Origin of the sequence: Helicobacter sp. 11S03491-1, assembly GCF_002272835.1 — a bacterium.
GTDB lineage: Bacteria > Campylobacterota > Campylobacteria > Campylobacterales > Helicobacteraceae > Helicobacter_J.
Genome location: NZ_MLAO01000004.1, coordinates 81,960 through 99,423 on the forward strand (window position 1 = coordinate 81,960; position 17,464 = coordinate 99,423).

The following is a 17,464-nucleotide window of genomic DNA, read 5'->3' on the forward strand; positions in this document are numbered from 1 at the left end:
ATCAACACATCCTATTTATTAAAATACCCGCTGCAACACTTACATTTAGTGAATTAAAATCTGTTTTTATTTTAATAGATATTATTTTATCAAGTTTTGACAAAATTTTCTTACTCAATCCTTCTGCCTCACTTCCCAAAAATAATGCCCACCTCTGTTTTGTAGAAATATTTTTTACATCTTCACCATCTACACAAGCGCCATAGCAATAGATGCCTTCATTTTTGAACTCATGAACAATATCTAAAGTGTTTTTGTGAATACAAAAAGGCACATCCAACATTGCACCCACACTTGATCGTAAAATTCCCTCATAAGAAATATTTCCCAAAACGCTCAAAACAATGCCCTCTATTCCCAAACAATACGCGCTTCTAAAAATTGCTCCTATATTGCCTACATCACTAACTCCACAAAGCACCAAAAGTTTATTATATTTTTTTATATCTTTAAACAATATAGGTTCAGGAGGAGTGATTTTTGCCAAAAAACCTTGGTGATTCCCCCCTCTTGCCATTGCTTGAGCTTTTTTAAAATCAAGACGTAATATAGGATGTTTTTTAGCCAATAAAGAAAAAAGTTTGGAGTCAATTTCTTTAGGAAGATAAATTTCTTCAATCTTTTGAGGATGATGCTGTGCAAGATATAAAATTACTTGCTTGCCATAAACAATCATTAGAGATACTCTCCATGACAGATTTTTTCATAAATTGTTTTTGCATCTGTATTTTGCAATTTTGAAAGAAGTTTGGCTTTGATTTTAGGGGGCAAATCCATTTGCAAGATCTGATTTGAAGACAAAGTAGCCTCTTTTGTCTTCCCACCTTCCAAAACCAGTACCCATTCCCCATTGGTATTAGATTGCCTGATTTGAGATAACACCTCAGAACTTTTGCCAACAAAAAATTTTTGATGTATTTTTGTCATTTCTTTAATAGCAAAAAGCTTAATTTCAGGGGCAAGCAATACAATATCTTCCAGAGATTCCAGAATTCTATGGGGACTCTCATAGACGACAATAGAAATATTTTGCTCAAAACTCCCTATAGTCTGCAAAAAATTATCAATCCTTTGTTGCCTATCTTTTTGTTTGTGAGGCAAAAATCCTGCAAATAAAAATCCATCGCTCACAAACCCGCAAAAACAATAGGCATTTACACCTGCACTGCAACCGGGCAAAACATCATAATCTATGCCATTTTTTAAAGCATAAGCAACCAAAATCGCTCCAGGATCGCTCACACAAGGCATTCCGGCATCACTCATAAAAGCAATGTGGTGTTCATGAAAAAAATCTACCTCAATAGAATTTAAAAAATCTTCTTGATTGTGGGAATGAAAGGAAATAAATTGCTTCTGATTAAAAATACCATGAAAATATTGTTGTGCGATTGGATTTTTACCCAAAAGCTTAATGAGTTTCTTAGAAACCCTGACATCTTCACACATCACTACATCTGCATTAGCCAATACTTCCAAACTTCTCAGAGTTATATCGGCTAAATTACCAATAGGAGTGGGCAAAAAAGTCAGCACGGCATTATTTTAAATTATATTTTTGTTTAAATTTCTCAACTCTACCGGCTGCATCAGCTATCTTATCGCTACCGGTATAAAATGGATGACAAAAGCTTGATATATCAATTCTTAATTCACTCTTTGTACTCAAAACCTCAATTTCTTTCCCGCTTGTAACACAAGTAACCTTACAAGGGACATATTCCGGATGAATGCCTTTTTTCATAGTATTCCTTATATCTTAAGATGATAACCTATAATTATAGCCCCAATATACTTAGAATTTATTAAAAATCACAAATCGATCTTGCTTTTGCCTATTGCACACAATTTATCCTTGAATGCAACAACTCTTGGGTATAATGATTTTTAGGTTTCTTAAAAATAGCTTTTACATCTCCATACTCCACTGCCTTTCCTTCTTTTAATACCATTACCTTATCACACATTGCTTCAATAACATCCAAATCATGGCTGATAAATAGATAACTTAATCCAAATTCCTTCTGTAAATTTAAAAGCAGATCAATCACTATTTTTTGCATACTTTTATCTAACGCAGAAGTAGGTTCATCTAAAATAATTACTTTTGGTTTTAAAGCAATAGCCCTGGCAATAGCTACTCTTTGTCTTTGTCCGCCGCTGAGCTGATGGGGATAACTATAGATATATTCATACCCAAGCCCTACTGACTCTAAGATTTGTGTTATGATTTGAATATAGTTTTGATTTTTTTGATAATCCAATCTTAAAGCCTCAAAAATGATATCATAAGTCCTCATTCTGGGATTAAGCGAAGCATAGGGATCTTGAAAAACAATTTGTAAATTTTTTCTATACGTTCTTAAGGTTTTTTTATTCAAATTGTCAATACGCTTATTTAAGAGATATTCCTCGCCTCTACTTTTTATCAATCTCAAAATACCCATTGCCAAGCTGCTTTTGCCACTTCCTGACTCTCCTACTATCCCCAAAGTCTCTCTTTGATAAAGGCTAAAGTTAATATTTGAGAGGATTTGGTTTTGAGTTTGTTTGAAAAGAAACTTTTTTTGTGCGTAACTGATAGCAAAATTCCTAATCTCAAGCACTTTTTCATTTGTGGGTAAAATCAATTTTTTAGGTAATTTTAAAGCATCTAAAAGATTTTTTGTATAAGGATTTTTGGGATTAGAAAAAACTTCTTCCACACTCCCTTCTTCGCAAATCATTCCCTCTTTGGCTACATAAATTCTATCAACAAACCTTTTTATCACCCCCAAATCATGACTAATCAATAAAATTGCCATATTATTTTGAATACTCAATTGATATAAAAGTTCTAAAATTTGTTTTTGAATCCTAGCATCAAGGGCAGTTGTAGGCTCATCACAAATCAACAACTTAGGTTTATTAATCACACCCATTCCAATAGCTACTCTTTGTCTTTGTCCGCCGCTGAGTTCATAAGGATATCGATTTTTAAGTTCAGGATGAAGCCCTACTTGAAAAAATATATCATCAAGTTTTTTATACATTTCTTTTTTGCTCAAATACCGGCAATGTAAGATCAAGGATTCTAAGATTTGTTTCCCTACTTTTTGTAAAGGATTCAGACTGGATAAAGGCTCTTGGGCAACATAAGCGATTTCTTTACCTCTGATTTTTCTCATGGATTTTTCACTATAAGAAAATAGATTTTTTTGATTAAACTCGATGCTACCTTTTTGAGGAACTACTTGAGGATAAAGTCTTAAAATCATATTCGAAATCAAGCTTTTGCCACTCCCTGACTCTCCTACTAACCCCACTCTTTGTCCTTCATAAATTCTCAAACTAACCCCACTGAGTTTGAAGCCTCCTTCAAATCCACACTCAAGGTTTTTGATATGAAGCAAACATTCTTTATGCGTTGGATGAATCAAAGGCATCTCGCACTCCCTCTCCTATAAAAACAAGCACTGAAAGTAGCACAGCTATAGCTACAAATCCTACAATAGCCAAATGAGGAGAAGTAAGGTTGTTTTTCCCCTGACTTAAAAGCTCACCCAAAGAAGCACTCCCTACAGGCATTCCAAACCCTAAAAAATCAAGACTTACAAGCGTGGCAATGCTACCGGCCATGATAAAGGGAATATAAGTAATAGTCGCTACAAGCCCATTAGGCAAAATATGATAAAAAATAATTCTCCCATCACTCACCCCCAATGCCCTGGAAGCCTTTACATAATCCATGTTCCTTCCCCTCAAAAATTCTGCACGCACCACCCCCACTAGTCCCATCCAGCTAAATGCCAATGTCAAAGCCAAAATCCACCAAAAATTTGGCGCCAAAAAGCTTGAGATAATAATAATCAAGAAAAGCACAGGTATCCCACTCCAAATCTCTACAAATCTTTGTCCCAATAAATCCAATATCCCCCCATAATACCCTTGTAAAGCCCCTACACTTACACCAATAACCACACTAAAAATACTTAAAATAAGCCCAAATATAATCGAAATACGGTAGCCATAGATTAATCTTGCCCCTACATCTCTAGCTTGATCATCCGTGCCTAACCAATGTTTGCCGGAAGGGCTTGTTGGAGCAGGAGAACCTAAATCCATCACAATCGTATCATAGCTATAGGGGATAGGAGGATAGATTACAAAAGCATTTTTGAGAAGTATATTTTTTACATAAGGATCGTTATAATTTGCCTCTGTGTCAAAATCTCCTCCAAAAACCTTTTCCGGATAACTTAGAAATATCGGAAAATATGCTTTTGAATCTTTGTAAATAAACAAAGGTTTATCATTGGCAATAAATTCTGCACCCATTGAGACGACAAATAAAATAACAAAAATCCACAAAGAATAAAATGCTCTTTTGTTAGAACAAAACACCCTCCAGCGCAAAGACATTAATGAAGAATCTAAAGACAAAAAAGACATTCAATCCCTTCTTTTATCCCTAATTTGATTACCTTATGACTTTCAAATATCAAGGGAAGTTTTTCCTAAAATTCTACAAAAAAATAATAAATTCTACCTCCCTGTATGCTTTTTTGGAATTTCCCCTCCTTTTTGCAGACAAATTTCAGATCAAGGATTTAAAATCTCGTTGCCAACGTAATAAAATAACGTCTACCCTCAAATGTATTGCTATATAAATTAATGAGGGAATCTTTATCTTTCTTTGAAAAAGAACGGTAATCAACAAAATTTTGATTCAGCAAGTTTTGGATACCAAAGGCAATACGAAAGTTTTTATTGATGGCATAATTCACCCCCAGATTGAAGACATAATAGGGCTTATACCAATTAGCAATATAACTTCCCCAATACTTGGTAATACCTGCTTCATCGCTTCTGGGATTGCGGTATCGCTCGGATTTATATACCCCTTGCAAATATATGTCTGCTTTGCTCAATATATTATAACCCAATGTCAGATTGACCTGGTGGCTTGGAGTGTTAGTAACCGGTTTGCCTTTTTCTTTGCCGGTAAGTTGTTTGCTATCGGTGAAAGTATAATTTGCATTGAAGTGAAACCCATAAATAGGCTTGATTTCAAAAGTTACCTCTACCCCTTGTGTGTAAGCCTTATCAACATTAGTAAGCGTGCTACAAGTGGTTTTATCGCCTTTATCATGACCAACAACAAAGGGATTGACACAATTAAGTTCATTTAAATTAACTGATTCGCGATTGATTTTTTCTTTGTAATCATTTCTAAAATAAGTTCCTGAAAGCCCTATATAATCAAAATCAAATACCAATCCCCCCTCATAACCCCAAGAAGTCTCCGGCTTCAAATCAGGATTCCCGATAAAAGGTGCCCCACCTTGCGCGCCAAATCCATAAGCTGAATTGGTTATTTCACTCACATAAGGTTGTCTATAAGATCCCGAAATCCCCCCTCGAATTTGTAGCCAAGAGAGTGGGTTGATCATCAAATACCCCCTCGGAGAAAAATCTGATCCAAACTGACTGTCATAAGTATATCTTCCTCCAAAGGTTAGTGTTACCATATCTGCAAAGATCGCCTCATCTTCTGCATAAATAGCGACTTGATGTTTGAGTGTATTGATACCTTTTGGATTGTCGGCATAAATAATATGATTAGTATCCACAAGAGTAGTATCGGCTTTGTCTTTCTTTGAACCATCATGGCTCCAAGGATAAGGATTAGTTCCATAAGGGGCATCATGAAAGGTTTGTAGCCAATATTGCGCCCCAATAGTCAAAGTATCAGCAAACCAACTATTTGTATAAGCCGGGATAGAAGCTTGAGATTGCAAAATCATATCATTCCCTTTGATATCCCTATTTTGGTGATTTGGATTTGTAGGTGAAATGACATAAGGCACAACACGCCCTAAATTGGTCGTATTGTTGTATTGTAAGGTTGTTTTAGTTTTTCCCCAACTATAGCTTCCTAAGTGTGCAAGCACAGAATTAGTGCGCCAATTGATATAGAATTTTGGCGAAGAAGTAAAATCACCAAGTTGTTTCTTGCGATTATCATAATTCTGATAACCATTAGCAATATCAAGATAAAAATAATTTGCTTCATCCATCTCATAAGCTACCCTTAGTCCAATATTATAAATATTACCTTCTGTGGGATTGCCAATATACCCGGGCTCAGCTGTATGAACTTGGTTATCAATACCGGTGTATTTAAAATTTATTCTTGATGGAGTCCGATAAGTATAGTTCCCTCGAAGCGCAATGGCAAGCTTATTTTTTATGATAGGTCCTGAAGTATAAAAATTCACTCCATAATAATCACTAAATTCAGTGCGCTCATTCACAGTGCCTTGAAATTCCAAAGCACTCTCCCATTCACTCATGTTAGGTTTTTTTAAAATGACATTGACTACCCCTCCAATAGCATCACTCCCATAAAGCGTGCTCATAGGTCCTCGGATTACTTCAATGCGATCAATTGCAACCCTGGGAGCCATAAATACATTCAATGCTTGCGCCCACCCATAATTTTGTGTCCCTACATCTCCGGCAACATTTTGACGCAAGCCATCTTGCAAAATCAATGTATAAATTGCAGGCAAACCGCGTATAGAAATTTCATACCCTCCGGTTTTACCCCGTGTACTCCCAATATCTACACCGGGCATATTAAAAACTGCTTGGGCCAGATCATGATAATCTACTTCTTGAAGGCTTTTTTCATCAACTACCGATATAGAGGCAGGGGCTTCTTTAATATCTTGAGCAAAACCTGTAGCAGATACAACTGATCTCTCAAGCGTATAGCTTTTTTCTGAACTTTCTTCTTTTATATCATCACCCAACATGAGCAAAGGAGATAAAATTATAGAACTTAAACAAAATGCTTTCTTAATCATCTTATGCCTTTCATATATTTATTTTTAAAATGATATATTATGACAATCATTATTAATTTTTAATAAAATATTTTTTTAGCTATATTAATGATTATTTCTATAAGAAATATTTTTAATTTTTATTTAATGCTATAAAATTATTTTTTGATGAAAGCAATAGGGATTTATAGTAGGATTTATAGATTTATAAGAATGGGTTTTATTATTTTGTTTGAGATAAAGTCTAATTTACCAAATACCAAACAAAAGGCATATTCAAGGTTATAAATACGATTTAATGATTTTTATAAATTTTTATCATTCTCCTATTTTAGAACTTCAAAATCACTCAGACAACCTATTATCAGATAAAGCAACAAGGTAAAGCTAATATTGAAACTCTTACTCTTTTTGATGGTGTCAAACTTCTTTGTGCCCAATATCATGGTCAATATGAGGATAATCCTATTATAAAAATAAGTGATAATTTTCTTTATATTATTTTTTGCTGTGAGGGGATTCATGATATTTCATTGGCAAAAGATAAGATGCCCAAAACCTTTCATCAAAATTCTTTGGGAACTTTGGGAATAGCAAATTTAAATATGAAAATTCTAAACTCTCAAATGCCTTTGAGATTTCTTGAGAGTATTTCATTTTTAATTGAGCTTGATAGTGCCCATAAAGAAATCATCAAAATCCTCAAAAATATCAATCTTTATGCTTTGAACGAAAAATCTTGCAGAAAATTCTCCATATCTTCAGACCAAAAATCTTGTATAAAGATTTTTCAAGAAATACGCACTCAAAAATCTCCGGGAGTGGATTATTTGAGGATAAAATTTCTTGAGCTTATCTTGCAAATTGATCAATCTTCTTCAAACCTAACCCCATCTGATACAAAGCTGTCCGGAGTAATTAAGACAAAATCTTGTCTTAATTTTATGGCAATTTTATACAAAATGCTGTTTTTAGCCAAATTTTGCATGGAATCTAATTTTTATTCTACGTCGTATTTTGCAGATTAAATATTTTATACAATATAATTCAAAACTCACTAATAATCCAAGAATAAAATTTTTCAGCTTCATTACTTTATAATAAATTTTTTATTTATCAAATTTTACCCTTAAGGATTTTTATGTTGTTTGCACCATGGATTTTGTTAGCTATCTCATTAGTTTTTTTATCATTTAAAAATATTATTTCATTTATTTTTCTGATAGGTGCAATTATTATTGCATGGATACAAGGTATCCTCACGCCTCTATCGATTACATTTTTATGTATCATTTTTGGCATTACACTTGTGCATCAATATTATAAAACAAAAACTACCTTATTCATCATCACCGAAATTATTTTAGCAGGCTTTGGAGTTTTGTTATTTTTGCATGATATCCCCGGTTTTAACAACCCTAAAATACTGGATAAAATCCTAGTAGGACCCCATAGCGCTCCTTATTCAATGTATTTTAATTTTGATAAAGCCCTTTTGGTATTTGTTCTCTTAGGCGCGCTCCCCACTTTATTTTATGTACCCTCTTCTTCTAATCACACATGGAAAAGTTGGCTTATTTTAATATTTTGTATGCCTGTATTGTTGCTTATAGCTACAGCTTTAGGCGGGTTAAAAATTGAACCTCACCTTCCCCCATGGCTATGGCAATTTGCTTTGGCTAATTTATTTTTTGTTTCGCTTGCCGAAGAAGCGCTCTTTAGAGGCTATATCCAAAGACGCTTAAGTGGGTGGCTTGGAAAATCTTTAGGCTTATGGATTAGCGCGATTTTATTTGGCTTGGCTCATTACACAGGAGGGGCATTACTAATCATATTTGCTACTCTGGCAGGGTTCATTTATGGTATGGCATGGATGTGGAGCGGGAGATTATGGGTAAGCACTCTTTTTCATTTTAGTTTTAATCTGATTCATTTATTGTTTTTTACATATCCGATATATAAAGGATAATATTATTTTAATTTTTATATCTATTTTTAGATATAAAAATTTATAAATACTCATTCAAAACCATCTGTTTGGATTTTATCTTATTTTAATTTTTTAATATATATAATAATAACTATTTTTATAATTTAATTATATAATGAAAAGCATTTTAATTTTATCTATAAATAATGCTTTTTTATAAATTTTAGATAAATCTCTATTTATCATAATATAAAAATAATGATAAATAAAATGCAAAAATTAGTCCTCTAAAATGATATTTTTTAGCATTGCAAAAAGCTATTAGAATAAAAACTATATTTAGGAATAAATTATGAAAAAATTTTCTCATACCCTGCATTTGTTTTCAAGTATATTTTTCTTACCTTTAGCTTTTGTATATGCTTTTAGTGGGATTTTATTTTTGGTGGGTTATTATGGAAATATAGAAAGTAAAACTTATGAAATCCAACACGATGCCCTACTTGATCCTGAGGAAATGAAAGATTTTTTGCTTCATTTTCTGCAAACCAATCATCTCAAAATTCCTCATGACAAAAACCTCAAACCCACACGAGATAAACAAGGAGTTCAGATAGGGATTATGAGTTATATAGCCCAAATCAGACAAAAAGAAAATATTCTCACCATCAAAACCCTTCAAAGAGATCCTATCAGCAATCTTCTAGCCCTTCATTTTGCACAAGGAAGATGGTATTTTGACGTACTTGGTGTGGCATTTGGCAGCGCTTTGGTGATTTTTTATTTTACAGGAATCTTAATGATACGCCGCTCCAAGCACAAAAAAGCTCTTTGGATTACTTTTTTTGCAGGGCTATGTATCACTATTTTAACAGGTTATTTCAGTGGAAAATAATCCAATTTAAAAAAAATTCAAAAAACATCGTAAAAAAATATTTCCCCGGAAAAACAATAAACAAAGACTACGAATATTATCATCACGACCTCATTGCCAAATATTTTGTCCAATAATCAAGGCCGGGTTGATTTTATAAGACTTGCAAAATATCTCCTAAAATTCTTTGATATAGATAATTTTTCAATATTTTTATATCGAAATTAGAAGAGTTTTGGAAATTAAAAAAATCAGATACAATTTTAAAATATTATTAAAATATTCTCAAAACCTATCAATAAGGAGTTTATAAAGTGCGAATCAGAATTTACTACGAAGATACTGATTGCGGAGGTATTGTATATCATGCTAATTATATCAAATATTGCGAACGCGCAAGGAGTGAAAAATTTTTTTCACTAGGACTCAGTCCTACTCAAGCAACAAATGGTTTTGTCGTCAAGGCTTTAAATGCTAATTTTATTGGGAGCGCCATGCTGGGAGATGAGATTGAAGTCTTAACAAAAGTTATAAAAATCAAGCATGTCTCTGTATTGCTTAAACAAGAAATTTTTAAAATTTTTGAAAATACTGCTCAAAAAAATTGCAGAGACAAAATATTTGAAATGGAAATTAAAATTGGCTATATTGATTTTAAAACAACCACACCTGCTCTTATCCCCGAAAATTTTATAAAAATTTTAAATGAAAACTAAGAATTGTAAGTATCTTGTAATCAAAGCTTAATATTTATCACTTAAGTTAGGTTTATCCCTAAAATTCTATAACCAAGCTTTCTTTTTTCTCCTATGGAGCTTCAAAACTGGTAACACAAAAGAGAACTATCCTTATTGAATGTAGAAATAGCGGTAAATGAATACATGGTTTGATTATTTTAGGCAAAGTTAATGCAACTTTTTATAAATATCTAAATATTTTTAACTATTTTTTATCTATATATAAAAAAGTATTTTTTATTACCTTACTTCTATATTCCATAGCTATCTTTAATTCGCTTCTAAAGGTCATTTTACCCCATTTTACATGTATCTGACTTTTATACACAATGGAAATATAAACTGATTAATCAGAAATTCTTAAATAATTTAAAGGCTTAAGTTAAATAAATTCTTCTATTGTTGGAACGCAAAATGTGCTGTCAGACTTTTTAACAGTTTCTAATAATGTTCGTGCCTTTAATTTAAATTCTGATGCGGATAACGAAAGGATTAAATTGCCTTTTCCATCAACAATATTTATATTTACATCATCTTTTATATAATGTTTTTCCTATCCGTTTTCTTTTCGTAAAATTTCTATTAAAGGATAGTATAAATCTTCTTTTTTATTTAAATCTGCATCTGCGGCATACAGAATACCATCTCCTAATAATTTTAGAAAAACGTATAGCTCACTCCACTCACCCTTATTTTGTGTAATCATTTTACTCCTCTATAATTTTTTCAATCAGATTCTTGGCAGTTGCTTGTATTGCAGGAATGGCGACAGAGTTTCCAAATTGTTTATATGCACTGACATCAGCAACCTCTATTTTAAAAAAATCAGGAAAACCTTGTAAGCGTGCCCATTCTCTGGGGGTCATTCTACGAATACCTTTTCTATTCACTTCACCTTTTATATGCGTAACAGGTGTAAAATCTTTTAATCTTGAATCAATTATAAGATTTCTTTCTCTGCCCATGCCACCTGTAACAATTGTATTGGAGATTCCGTCTAAATCTTTAATTTCATAGCCGAAACCGTTGCCCCTTGCCTCATTTCTTTTTTTATGCTTTTGAAGACACTCAATATATTGAGTTGATAAATAATATTTTGCAGAGACAGGAACTTTCTCCATAATATCTCTAATTGTTTTTGTAGTATCAGTCGGTTCAGGATAAGAGAAGTCTTCTTCTTTTATTCCCAAATCACATCTGAAACCTACAATAAATATTCTTTCTCTATTTTGAGGAACTCCGAAATTTTTTGCATTCATTATTTTGGGTTCCGGAACAACATATCCAAGTCCATTCCTTAAAACATTCAATATTGTAGCCAGTGTCTTACCGCCTCTATGATTAATCAAACCTTTTACATTTTCTAAAAAAAATGCTTTTGGCTGTTTTGCTTTAATGATTCTTGCAACATCAAAGAAAAGGGTTCCTCTTGTATCATCAAACCCGCCTCGTTTGCCTGCAATCGAAAAAGCTTGGCAAGGAAATCCTCCAACCAAAATATCATGGTCAGGAATTTTATTCTCGTTTATTTTGGTAATATCTCCATCGGGGACTTCCCCAAAATTCAAAGTATAAGTTTTTTGAGTTTTTTCATCTATTTCGGAACTAAATACACATTTCCCACCTAAATTTTGGAATGCTATTCTCATCCCACCAATACCCGCAAATAAATCTATAAAAGTGAATTTAGAGTTTTTCGGAGCAGGAAAAGGAATATCTCCGGTTAATATCATCTTATCAATCAAATGGATTTGTCCTTTACTGAAGGTCTTTTTCACGCCATCTTCTTTAATTACGACATTTGCATTCATTGAATACCTATCTCTTTTTCAATTTTATTAATACATGCTTCTAAGTTTTTTTGAATATCTTTACCCCAAAATCTTATTACTTTCCATCCTTGTTCTTCCAGTATTCTATTAACATCTTCATCTCTTTTTATATTTCCTTCAATTTTTTTTATCCAGAAATCTTGATGAGATTTTATATCATTTTTTCTTGTTTTCCAATTATAGCCATGCCAAAATTCGCTGTCACAGAATATTGCTATTTTATACTTTGAAAGAACAATATCAGGTTTCCCTTCAATATTTGAACAATTCTTACGATACCTATATCCCCTATTCCACAAAGCTTTTCTGAGCAAAAGCTCAATTTTACTGTCCTTATTCTTGACAGCTTGCATGTTTTTTCTTCTTTGTTCTTTGGTAAGTCTATCCATGTATCAATTATATATTAAACATTGTATTTATATCCTATTTTGAAGTTTTGTTATAAATGGTATATGTAAAATTCTAAAATATGTCCAAATATAACTTATTTCTTGTATTTTTTGTCTTCTTTAACCGGTTATGTGATACATTCCTTGTGCGACATAAAAACAAGGAGGAATATTGATATGACTGAGATTAAGACATTTAAATCAGAACAAACTTTTAAAAATATTAATGACTTATGTAAAATTTTGATGCAAGACATTGAATTTGTTGGCAAATATTATGGGATTAGAATTGAAAAATAAACCGGAAAGAAAATTATTTTTCAAAAAAGAGATATTGCCGGAGAATATTGGAGAATTAGTTTTATTGGCAGTGGCTTCCGGAGCAGAGATTGTAGTGTTTTTGGTTAGCAAAATAAATATAACTTTATTAGAACCGATGAATTAGCTTCATAATACCTGTAATGACAATACTAAAATAATACTTGGCGAAGTCAGCTTTAAATACTGTTCATAAATATAAAAAAGTTAAGTCGGAAAAATGTTCAAAACGGACTTGCCCAAAATAATCGTACCATCTGTGACAATCAAATCACTCATTAAAATACAATAGCGCTATTTAAAATATTTGTATAAAAAATATCATGCATGGACGGACTGATGGGTATGAGTGAGATATAATATATAAGCGAAGATGAAATAGAATATCGTATATGGTTGCGGGAGGCGGATTTGAACCACCGACCTTTGGGTTATGAGCCCAACGAGCTACCGGACTGCTCTATCCCGCGACAAAAAATTAAAATCTTAAAAAAACAAAAATTTTAAGAAATTAAGAAAGAAGTGGCTGGGGTAAAAGGATTCGAACCTCTGAATGGCTGGACCAAAACCAGCTGCCTTACCACTTGGCGATACCCCAATTGAAATTCAATAAAAATTCTATTGAGGGCAGAATTATAGTAGTTTTATAAAATATTGTCAATAAAAACAATCTTAAGCTATAATTACATCTTCAAAACATAAGGAAACTTAAAAATGTATATTGATCGAGTAAAAGAAGCTATCAAAGCTATAAAAAATGGTGAGATGATTATTATCATGGATGATGAAGACAGAGAAAATGAAGGCGATTTGGTTATGGCAGGGATTTTTTCCACACCCGAAAAAATCAACTTTATGGCCCAAGAAGCAAGGGGATTAATTTGCGTCTCTGTGAGTAAAGAAATTGCTCAAAAACTTGATCTCCCCCCTATGGTAGGACATAATAGTTCCAATCATGAAACTGCATTTACCGTTTCTATTGATGCCAAAGAAGCAAAAACAGGTATTTCTGCTTTTGAGCGCGATCTCACTATCCAACTCATGTGCAATGATAATACTTCTCCCAAAGATTTTGTTCGTCCCGGGCATATATTTCCCCTTATTGCCAAAGATGGGGGAGTTTTGGTTAGGACCGGACATACAGAAGCAAGTATTGATATATGCAAACTCGCGGGTCTCAAGCCTATTGGTGTGATTTGTGAAATTATGAAAGAAGATGGTTCTATGGCAAGAAGAGGAGATAAATTTCTCCTTGATTTTTCTCAAAAGCATGATTTAAAAATCCTTTATGTCTCTGATCTCATCAGCTATCGACTTCAAAATGAAAATTTATTAACAATTATTTCAAGAAATAAAACAAATTTCTTAGAAACACAATGTGAAAAAATCACGCTTATTGACCATCTCCAAAGAGAACATTTTGCCTTCAAATTTCAAAATAACCCTATACCTATTGTCAGATTTCATACGATCAAAACTGATTATGAACTCCTCAATGATGCACAAAATTATGAATTTTTAATGAAATCTATTGCCAAAATCAAGCAAGATGGAGGGTATTTAGTATTTATTAATGACAATGCCAATAATGGCGATGTTATCAAAAGTTTTGGGATTGGAGCACAGATTTTAAAACTCTTAAATATTCAAGATTTTAAACTCATTACTTCAAATAATACTCGAGAATATAGCGCATTAAGCGGATTTGATTTGCGATTATTAGAATATATTGAAGTTTAGATTTTTCTTGCTATCAAGGTCGCGAAATTTACCCATTTAAAAAGGACTTCTACACTCTGAAATCCAACCTCTTTAAGCATCTTAAAATTTTCTTCTAACGTATAGGGTATCAAGACATTTTCTAATGCCTCTCGTTTTGTATTGATCTCATTTTGTGTGTATCCTTGTTCTTTTTTATAGAGATAATATCTATCAATCATTTGCCTATCTAAGACTTTATCTTGACTTGTCATTTTTTCACTCATAATCAAAATCCCGCCCTCACAAAGCCCTTCAAAAATTTTATGCGCTAATATATGCCTTTGCATAGGTCTTACAAACTGCATTGTATAGTTTGTTACCACCACGCAAGCATTGTGAATATCTATGTCCAGAAAATCCTTACAAATAAATTCAATTTCTTTCCCGTAAGTTTTTGCTTTGAGTTTGGCTCTTTCTATCATGGCTTTAGAGCTATCAACACCTATCAAATCTATTTGCATCCCTTTTATTTTTTGGGCAAGTTCAATCAAAAAACTTCCTGTTGAGCATCCCAAGTCATAAACAATTCCTTGCTCTCCCAAAGCATTCAAAGCAAAATCAACACTTAACTTCAAAGATTCACAATAATAAGGGATTGAACGGAGCGCCATATCATCAAATACACTTGCAACCCCTTCATCAAATTCAAATTGCTTAGAATAAATCTTAGTAAATATTTTATCTTTCATTAAAGCCTTGCCATTCCAAAAATAGGAGAACTTGGACTTGCATAAGACTTTTTTTCTATCCTGCCACTTAAAAAACTTTTTCTCCCTGCAATGACTGCATATTTCATCGCCTCTGCCATCATAACAGGATCTTTAGCCATTGCTATGGCAGTATTACTCAAAACCCCATCTGCACCCAGCTCCATTGCTATGGCAGCATCTGAAGCGCACCCCACACCCGCATCTACAATTACAGGTACGCTAATAGCTTCTTTGATAAACCCTATATTGTAAGGATTTTGGATACCCAAACCACTTCCAATAGGTGCAGCCAAAGGCATCACTGCGCTTGCTCCGGCATTTTCAAGTTTTTTAGCCATAATAGGATCATCGTTACTATAGGCAAGCACACAAAATCCTTCCTTTGCCAAAATTTCACATGCTTTAAGAGTTTCTAAAACATCAGGATAAAGTGTTTTTTGCGTATCACCAATAATTTCAAGCTTAATAAACTCAATACCTATGGCTTCTTTGATAAGTCTAAACAAAGTAATAGCCTCTTGCGCATTGGTACAACCCGCAGAATTTGGCAAAAATTCAATCTCTGTATCCTTAAAGTAATCTAATAAATTTTCTTCATTTTTATTTATAATATTCACCCTTCTGACCGCAACAGTTATCATCTGTGATCCTGAAGCCAGGGTAGCTTGTTTTGTAGTATCAAAATCCTTGTATTTTCCACTCCCTACTATTAATCTTGATCGAAAGGTTTTATTGCCTATTTTTAATAAATCTGTTGCCATAATTTTACCTTTTAAGTCTTTAAAATATTTTTGATTATAGCAAATCTTTATAGATGTTTTTTGGCAAATAAAAAAACTAAAGCAACCATATAAACAACCCCTCCAAAGATACAAAACATGCTATTGAGCCCAAAATATTCTACCACCGGCTGAGTGATAAAAGGAGAAATAAATTGCCCCATAAAAAGAGAGGCAGCCAAGAATCCATAAGCTTTGGCACGTTGATTATCCTTGGCTAATTTAAAAAGCCAAGAGCTATTATTGACCATCATAATTCCAAGCCCCGCCCCCATCAGCACAAAAGAAATCAAAACCGTTGTATAATTATGAAAAACTCCTACAATAGTAAATGATGTCCCTATCAAAAATAATGCTAAAAAATAGATTCTAAAAATATCCAAATAAGAACGCAAGCGGCTATAAAATAAAGAAAAAATCGCCATAGAAACAGAAGCTACTGCCATTGAAATCCCTACATAAGAGCTTTTTAATCCTAATGTATGAGAAATAAAAAATGGCAACTGAGTAGGCGCAATATAAAACATAGCCATACAAAAAATGCCCAGCAAATAAACAGGGATAAATTTCATAAAACAAAATTTTGTATTAGATGACGTATTATTACTATCAATATTGCGATGATTGGCAGGCTCAAATAACATAAAAAATGCAAAAATCAGAATTACAATTCCAAGTAAATAGGCTAAAAAAGGATATCTCCAATCTAAATTAGACAAATAGCCTCCCAAAATTAAAAATATCGCGCCCCCAAAAGCCATGAAAAACCCTTGCAAACTCAAAGCTTTTTCTCTTTTGATACCTGTATAATAATCACTCAAAAGTACACTAACACCTGTCATTAAAAATGCTGTAGCCACACCAAAAATAGCTCTTGAAACAAGCAATAAGTAAAGGTTATCCAAAAAGAACCCGCTTGTCCCTGAGATACTCCAAATTATCATCGAAGGATAAATAAGTTTCAATCTCCCAAACCTATCAAGCATAAACCCGCTAACAGGAGAAAAAATCATGATAAAAAGTGCCGGAAGTGTTAAAATAAGTTTAGATAAAAAAGCAATATTTTCAACATCTGAAAAATGTTCTTGGAGTGCGGGCAAAGAGGGGGCAATAATCGTGCTTCCCAAAACGGTGGTAGCAGCAATAGCGAAAAGAGCTGTTTTGAAAATAAAGCTATCTGTATTTTTGAGTTGTAATTCTTGTGTATTCATCCCTTAATCCTCTGTATGATAAAATAATGTTGCATATACAACTATTTGATAAAAGCATAAAAAAACCCGCAAAAAGCGGGTATTAAAGAAGAA

General features: G+C 32.9%; 19 protein-coding genes and 2 tRNA genes. 7 read left to right on the forward strand and 14 right to left on the reverse strand.

The window, feature by feature from the left end; translation table 11 throughout:
* Window position 1: 1 nt before the first annotated feature.
* From rlmB to BKH45_RS03620, 6 genes are all read right to left on the reverse strand, one after another.
* Window positions 2-676, reverse strand: a complete 675-nt coding sequence (rlmB, locus tag BKH45_RS03595) for a 23S rRNA (guanosine(2251)-2'-O)-methyltransferase RlmB (RefSeq protein ID WP_095274115.1) — start codon at window positions 674-676, stop codon at window positions 2-4.
* Window positions 676-1,536, reverse strand: a complete 861-nt coding sequence (rsmI, locus tag BKH45_RS03600) for a 16S rRNA (cytidine(1402)-2'-O)-methyltransferase (RefSeq protein ID WP_095274116.1) — start codon at window positions 1,534-1,536, stop codon at window positions 676-678. Before rsmI ends, rlmB begins: the two co-directional genes overlap by 1 nt.
* A 4-nt stretch (window positions 1,537-1,540) precedes the next feature.
* Entirely contained in the window at window positions 1,541-1,744 is a 204-nt protein-coding gene (rpmE, locus tag BKH45_RS03605) for a 50S ribosomal protein L31 (RefSeq protein ID WP_095274117.1), read from the reverse strand.
* A 91-nt stretch (window positions 1,745-1,835) separates the two neighbouring features.
* Complete coding sequence (locus BKH45_RS03610) at window positions 1,836-3,425, reverse strand: ABC transporter ATP-binding protein (protein ID WP_095274118.1); 1,590 nt, start codon at window positions 3,423-3,425, stop codon at window positions 1,836-1,838.
* Entirely contained in the window at window positions 3,400-4,422 is a 1,023-nt protein-coding gene (locus tag BKH45_RS03615) for an ABC transporter permease (RefSeq protein ID WP_180675624.1), read from the reverse strand. Before BKH45_RS03615 ends, BKH45_RS03610 begins: the two co-directional genes overlap by 26 nt.
* A 167-nt stretch (window positions 4,423-4,589) precedes the next feature.
* Window positions 4,590-6,851: a TonB-dependent receptor gene (locus BKH45_RS03620; protein ID WP_095274120.1), complete on the reverse strand. Its 2,262-nt coding sequence runs from the start codon at window positions 6,849-6,851 to the stop codon at window positions 4,590-4,592.
* Window positions 6,852-7,363: 512 nt separating this feature from the next.
* Between BKH45_RS03620 and BKH45_RS03630 the strand changes: the two genes are divergently transcribed.
* The 4 genes from BKH45_RS03630 to BKH45_RS03645 all read left to right on the forward strand — a co-directional run bounded on the left by BKH45_RS03630 (window position 7,364) and on the right by BKH45_RS03645 (window position 10,350).
* A complete protein-coding gene (locus BKH45_RS03630; RefSeq protein ID WP_095274122.1) occupies window positions 7,364-7,858 on the forward strand; it encodes a hypothetical protein in 495 nt (164 codons plus the stop codon).
* 113 nt (window positions 7,859-7,971) lie between these two features.
* The gene (locus tag BKH45_RS03635; RefSeq protein WP_095274123.1) at window positions 7,972-8,799 is read left to right on the forward strand and encodes a CPBP family intramembrane glutamic endopeptidase; all 828 of its coding nucleotides are present in this window, start codon (window positions 7,972-7,974) and stop codon (window positions 8,797-8,799) included.
* Between the two features lie 313 nt (window positions 8,800-9,112).
* Window positions 9,113-9,655: a hypothetical protein gene (locus tag BKH45_RS03640; RefSeq protein ID WP_095274124.1), complete on the forward strand. Its 543-nt coding sequence runs from the start codon at window positions 9,113-9,115 to the stop codon at window positions 9,653-9,655.
* 293 nt (window positions 9,656-9,948) lie between these two features.
* Window positions 9,949-10,350 (forward strand): YbgC/FadM family acyl-CoA thioesterase, encoded by a 402-nt coding sequence (locus BKH45_RS03645; protein ID WP_095274125.1) that lies wholly within the window; start codon window positions 9,949-9,951, stop codon window positions 10,348-10,350.
* A 574-nt stretch (window positions 10,351-10,924) separates the two neighbouring features.
* Here BKH45_RS03645 and BKH45_RS03650 read toward each other — a convergent pair.
* From BKH45_RS03650 to BKH45_RS03660, 3 genes are read right to left on the reverse strand one after another with little or no spacing between them, the layout of a single operon-like run.
* Window positions 10,925-11,077: an HpaII family restriction endonuclease gene (locus BKH45_RS03650; RefSeq protein WP_095274126.1), complete on the reverse strand. Its 153-nt coding sequence runs from the start codon at window positions 11,075-11,077 to the stop codon at window positions 10,925-10,927.
* Window position 11,078: 1 nt separating this feature from the next.
* Window positions 11,079-12,182, reverse strand: coding sequence for a DNA cytosine methyltransferase (locus BKH45_RS03655; protein ID WP_095274127.1), 1,104 nt, complete (start codon window positions 12,180-12,182; stop codon window positions 11,079-11,081).
* Complete coding sequence (locus tag BKH45_RS03660) at window positions 12,179-12,592, reverse strand: very short patch repair endonuclease (RefSeq protein ID WP_095274128.1); 414 nt, start codon at window positions 12,590-12,592, stop codon at window positions 12,179-12,181. Before BKH45_RS03660 ends, BKH45_RS03655 begins: the two co-directional genes overlap by 4 nt.
* A 177-nt stretch (window positions 12,593-12,769) precedes the next feature.
* Between BKH45_RS03660 and BKH45_RS09050 the strand changes: the two genes are divergently transcribed.
* Both BKH45_RS09050 and BKH45_RS08810 read left to right on the forward strand, forming a co-directional pair.
* A complete protein-coding gene (locus BKH45_RS09050; RefSeq protein WP_257874491.1) occupies window positions 12,770-12,892 on the forward strand; it encodes a hypothetical protein in 123 nt (40 codons plus the stop codon).
* Window positions 12,882-13,037, forward strand: coding sequence for a hypothetical protein (locus BKH45_RS08810; RefSeq protein WP_180675610.1), 156 nt, complete (start codon window positions 12,882-12,884; stop codon window positions 13,035-13,037). The genes BKH45_RS09050 and BKH45_RS08810 overlap by 11 nt, the downstream gene beginning before the upstream one ends.
* A 266-nt stretch (window positions 13,038-13,303) precedes the next feature.
* On the opposite strand, the gene BKH45_RS03665 is transcribed toward BKH45_RS08810, so the two are convergent.
* Both BKH45_RS03665 and BKH45_RS03670 read right to left on the reverse strand, forming a co-directional pair.
* A tRNA-Met gene (locus BKH45_RS03665) sits at window positions 13,304-13,380 on the reverse strand.
* 53 nt (window positions 13,381-13,433) lie between these two features.
* Window positions 13,434-13,508 (reverse strand) — tRNA-Gln (locus BKH45_RS03670).
* A 116-nt stretch (window positions 13,509-13,624) separates the two neighbouring features.
* Here BKH45_RS03670 and BKH45_RS03675 point away from each other — a divergent pair.
* Window positions 13,625-14,650 carry a bifunctional 3,4-dihydroxy-2-butanone 4-phosphate synthase/GTP cyclohydrolase II gene (locus tag BKH45_RS03675; RefSeq protein ID WP_095274129.1) on the forward strand — a complete coding sequence of 342 codons (1,026 nt, stop codon included), beginning with the start codon at window positions 13,625-13,627 and terminating at the stop codon, window positions 14,648-14,650.
* On the opposite strand, the gene cmoA is transcribed toward BKH45_RS03675, so the two are convergent.
* Genes cmoA through BKH45_RS03690 form a run of 3 tightly spaced genes read right to left on the reverse strand, consistent with a single transcriptional unit; the run spans window position 14,647 to window position 17,371 of the window.
* Complete coding sequence (gene cmoA / locus BKH45_RS03680) at window positions 14,647-15,360, reverse strand: carboxy-S-adenosyl-L-methionine synthase CmoA (protein ID WP_095274130.1); 714 nt, start codon at window positions 15,358-15,360, stop codon at window positions 14,647-14,649. The genes BKH45_RS03675 and cmoA overlap by 4 nt on opposite strands.
* Window positions 15,360-16,142, reverse strand: coding sequence for a thiazole synthase (locus tag BKH45_RS03685; protein WP_095274131.1), 783 nt, complete (start codon window positions 16,140-16,142; stop codon window positions 15,360-15,362). The genes cmoA and BKH45_RS03685 overlap by 1 nt, the downstream gene beginning before the upstream one ends.
* A 47-nt stretch (window positions 16,143-16,189) precedes the next feature.
* Entirely contained in the window at window positions 16,190-17,371 is a 1,182-nt protein-coding gene (locus BKH45_RS03690; protein WP_095274132.1) for an MFS transporter, read from the reverse strand.
* Between the last annotated feature and the right edge of the window lie 93 nt (window positions 17,372-17,464).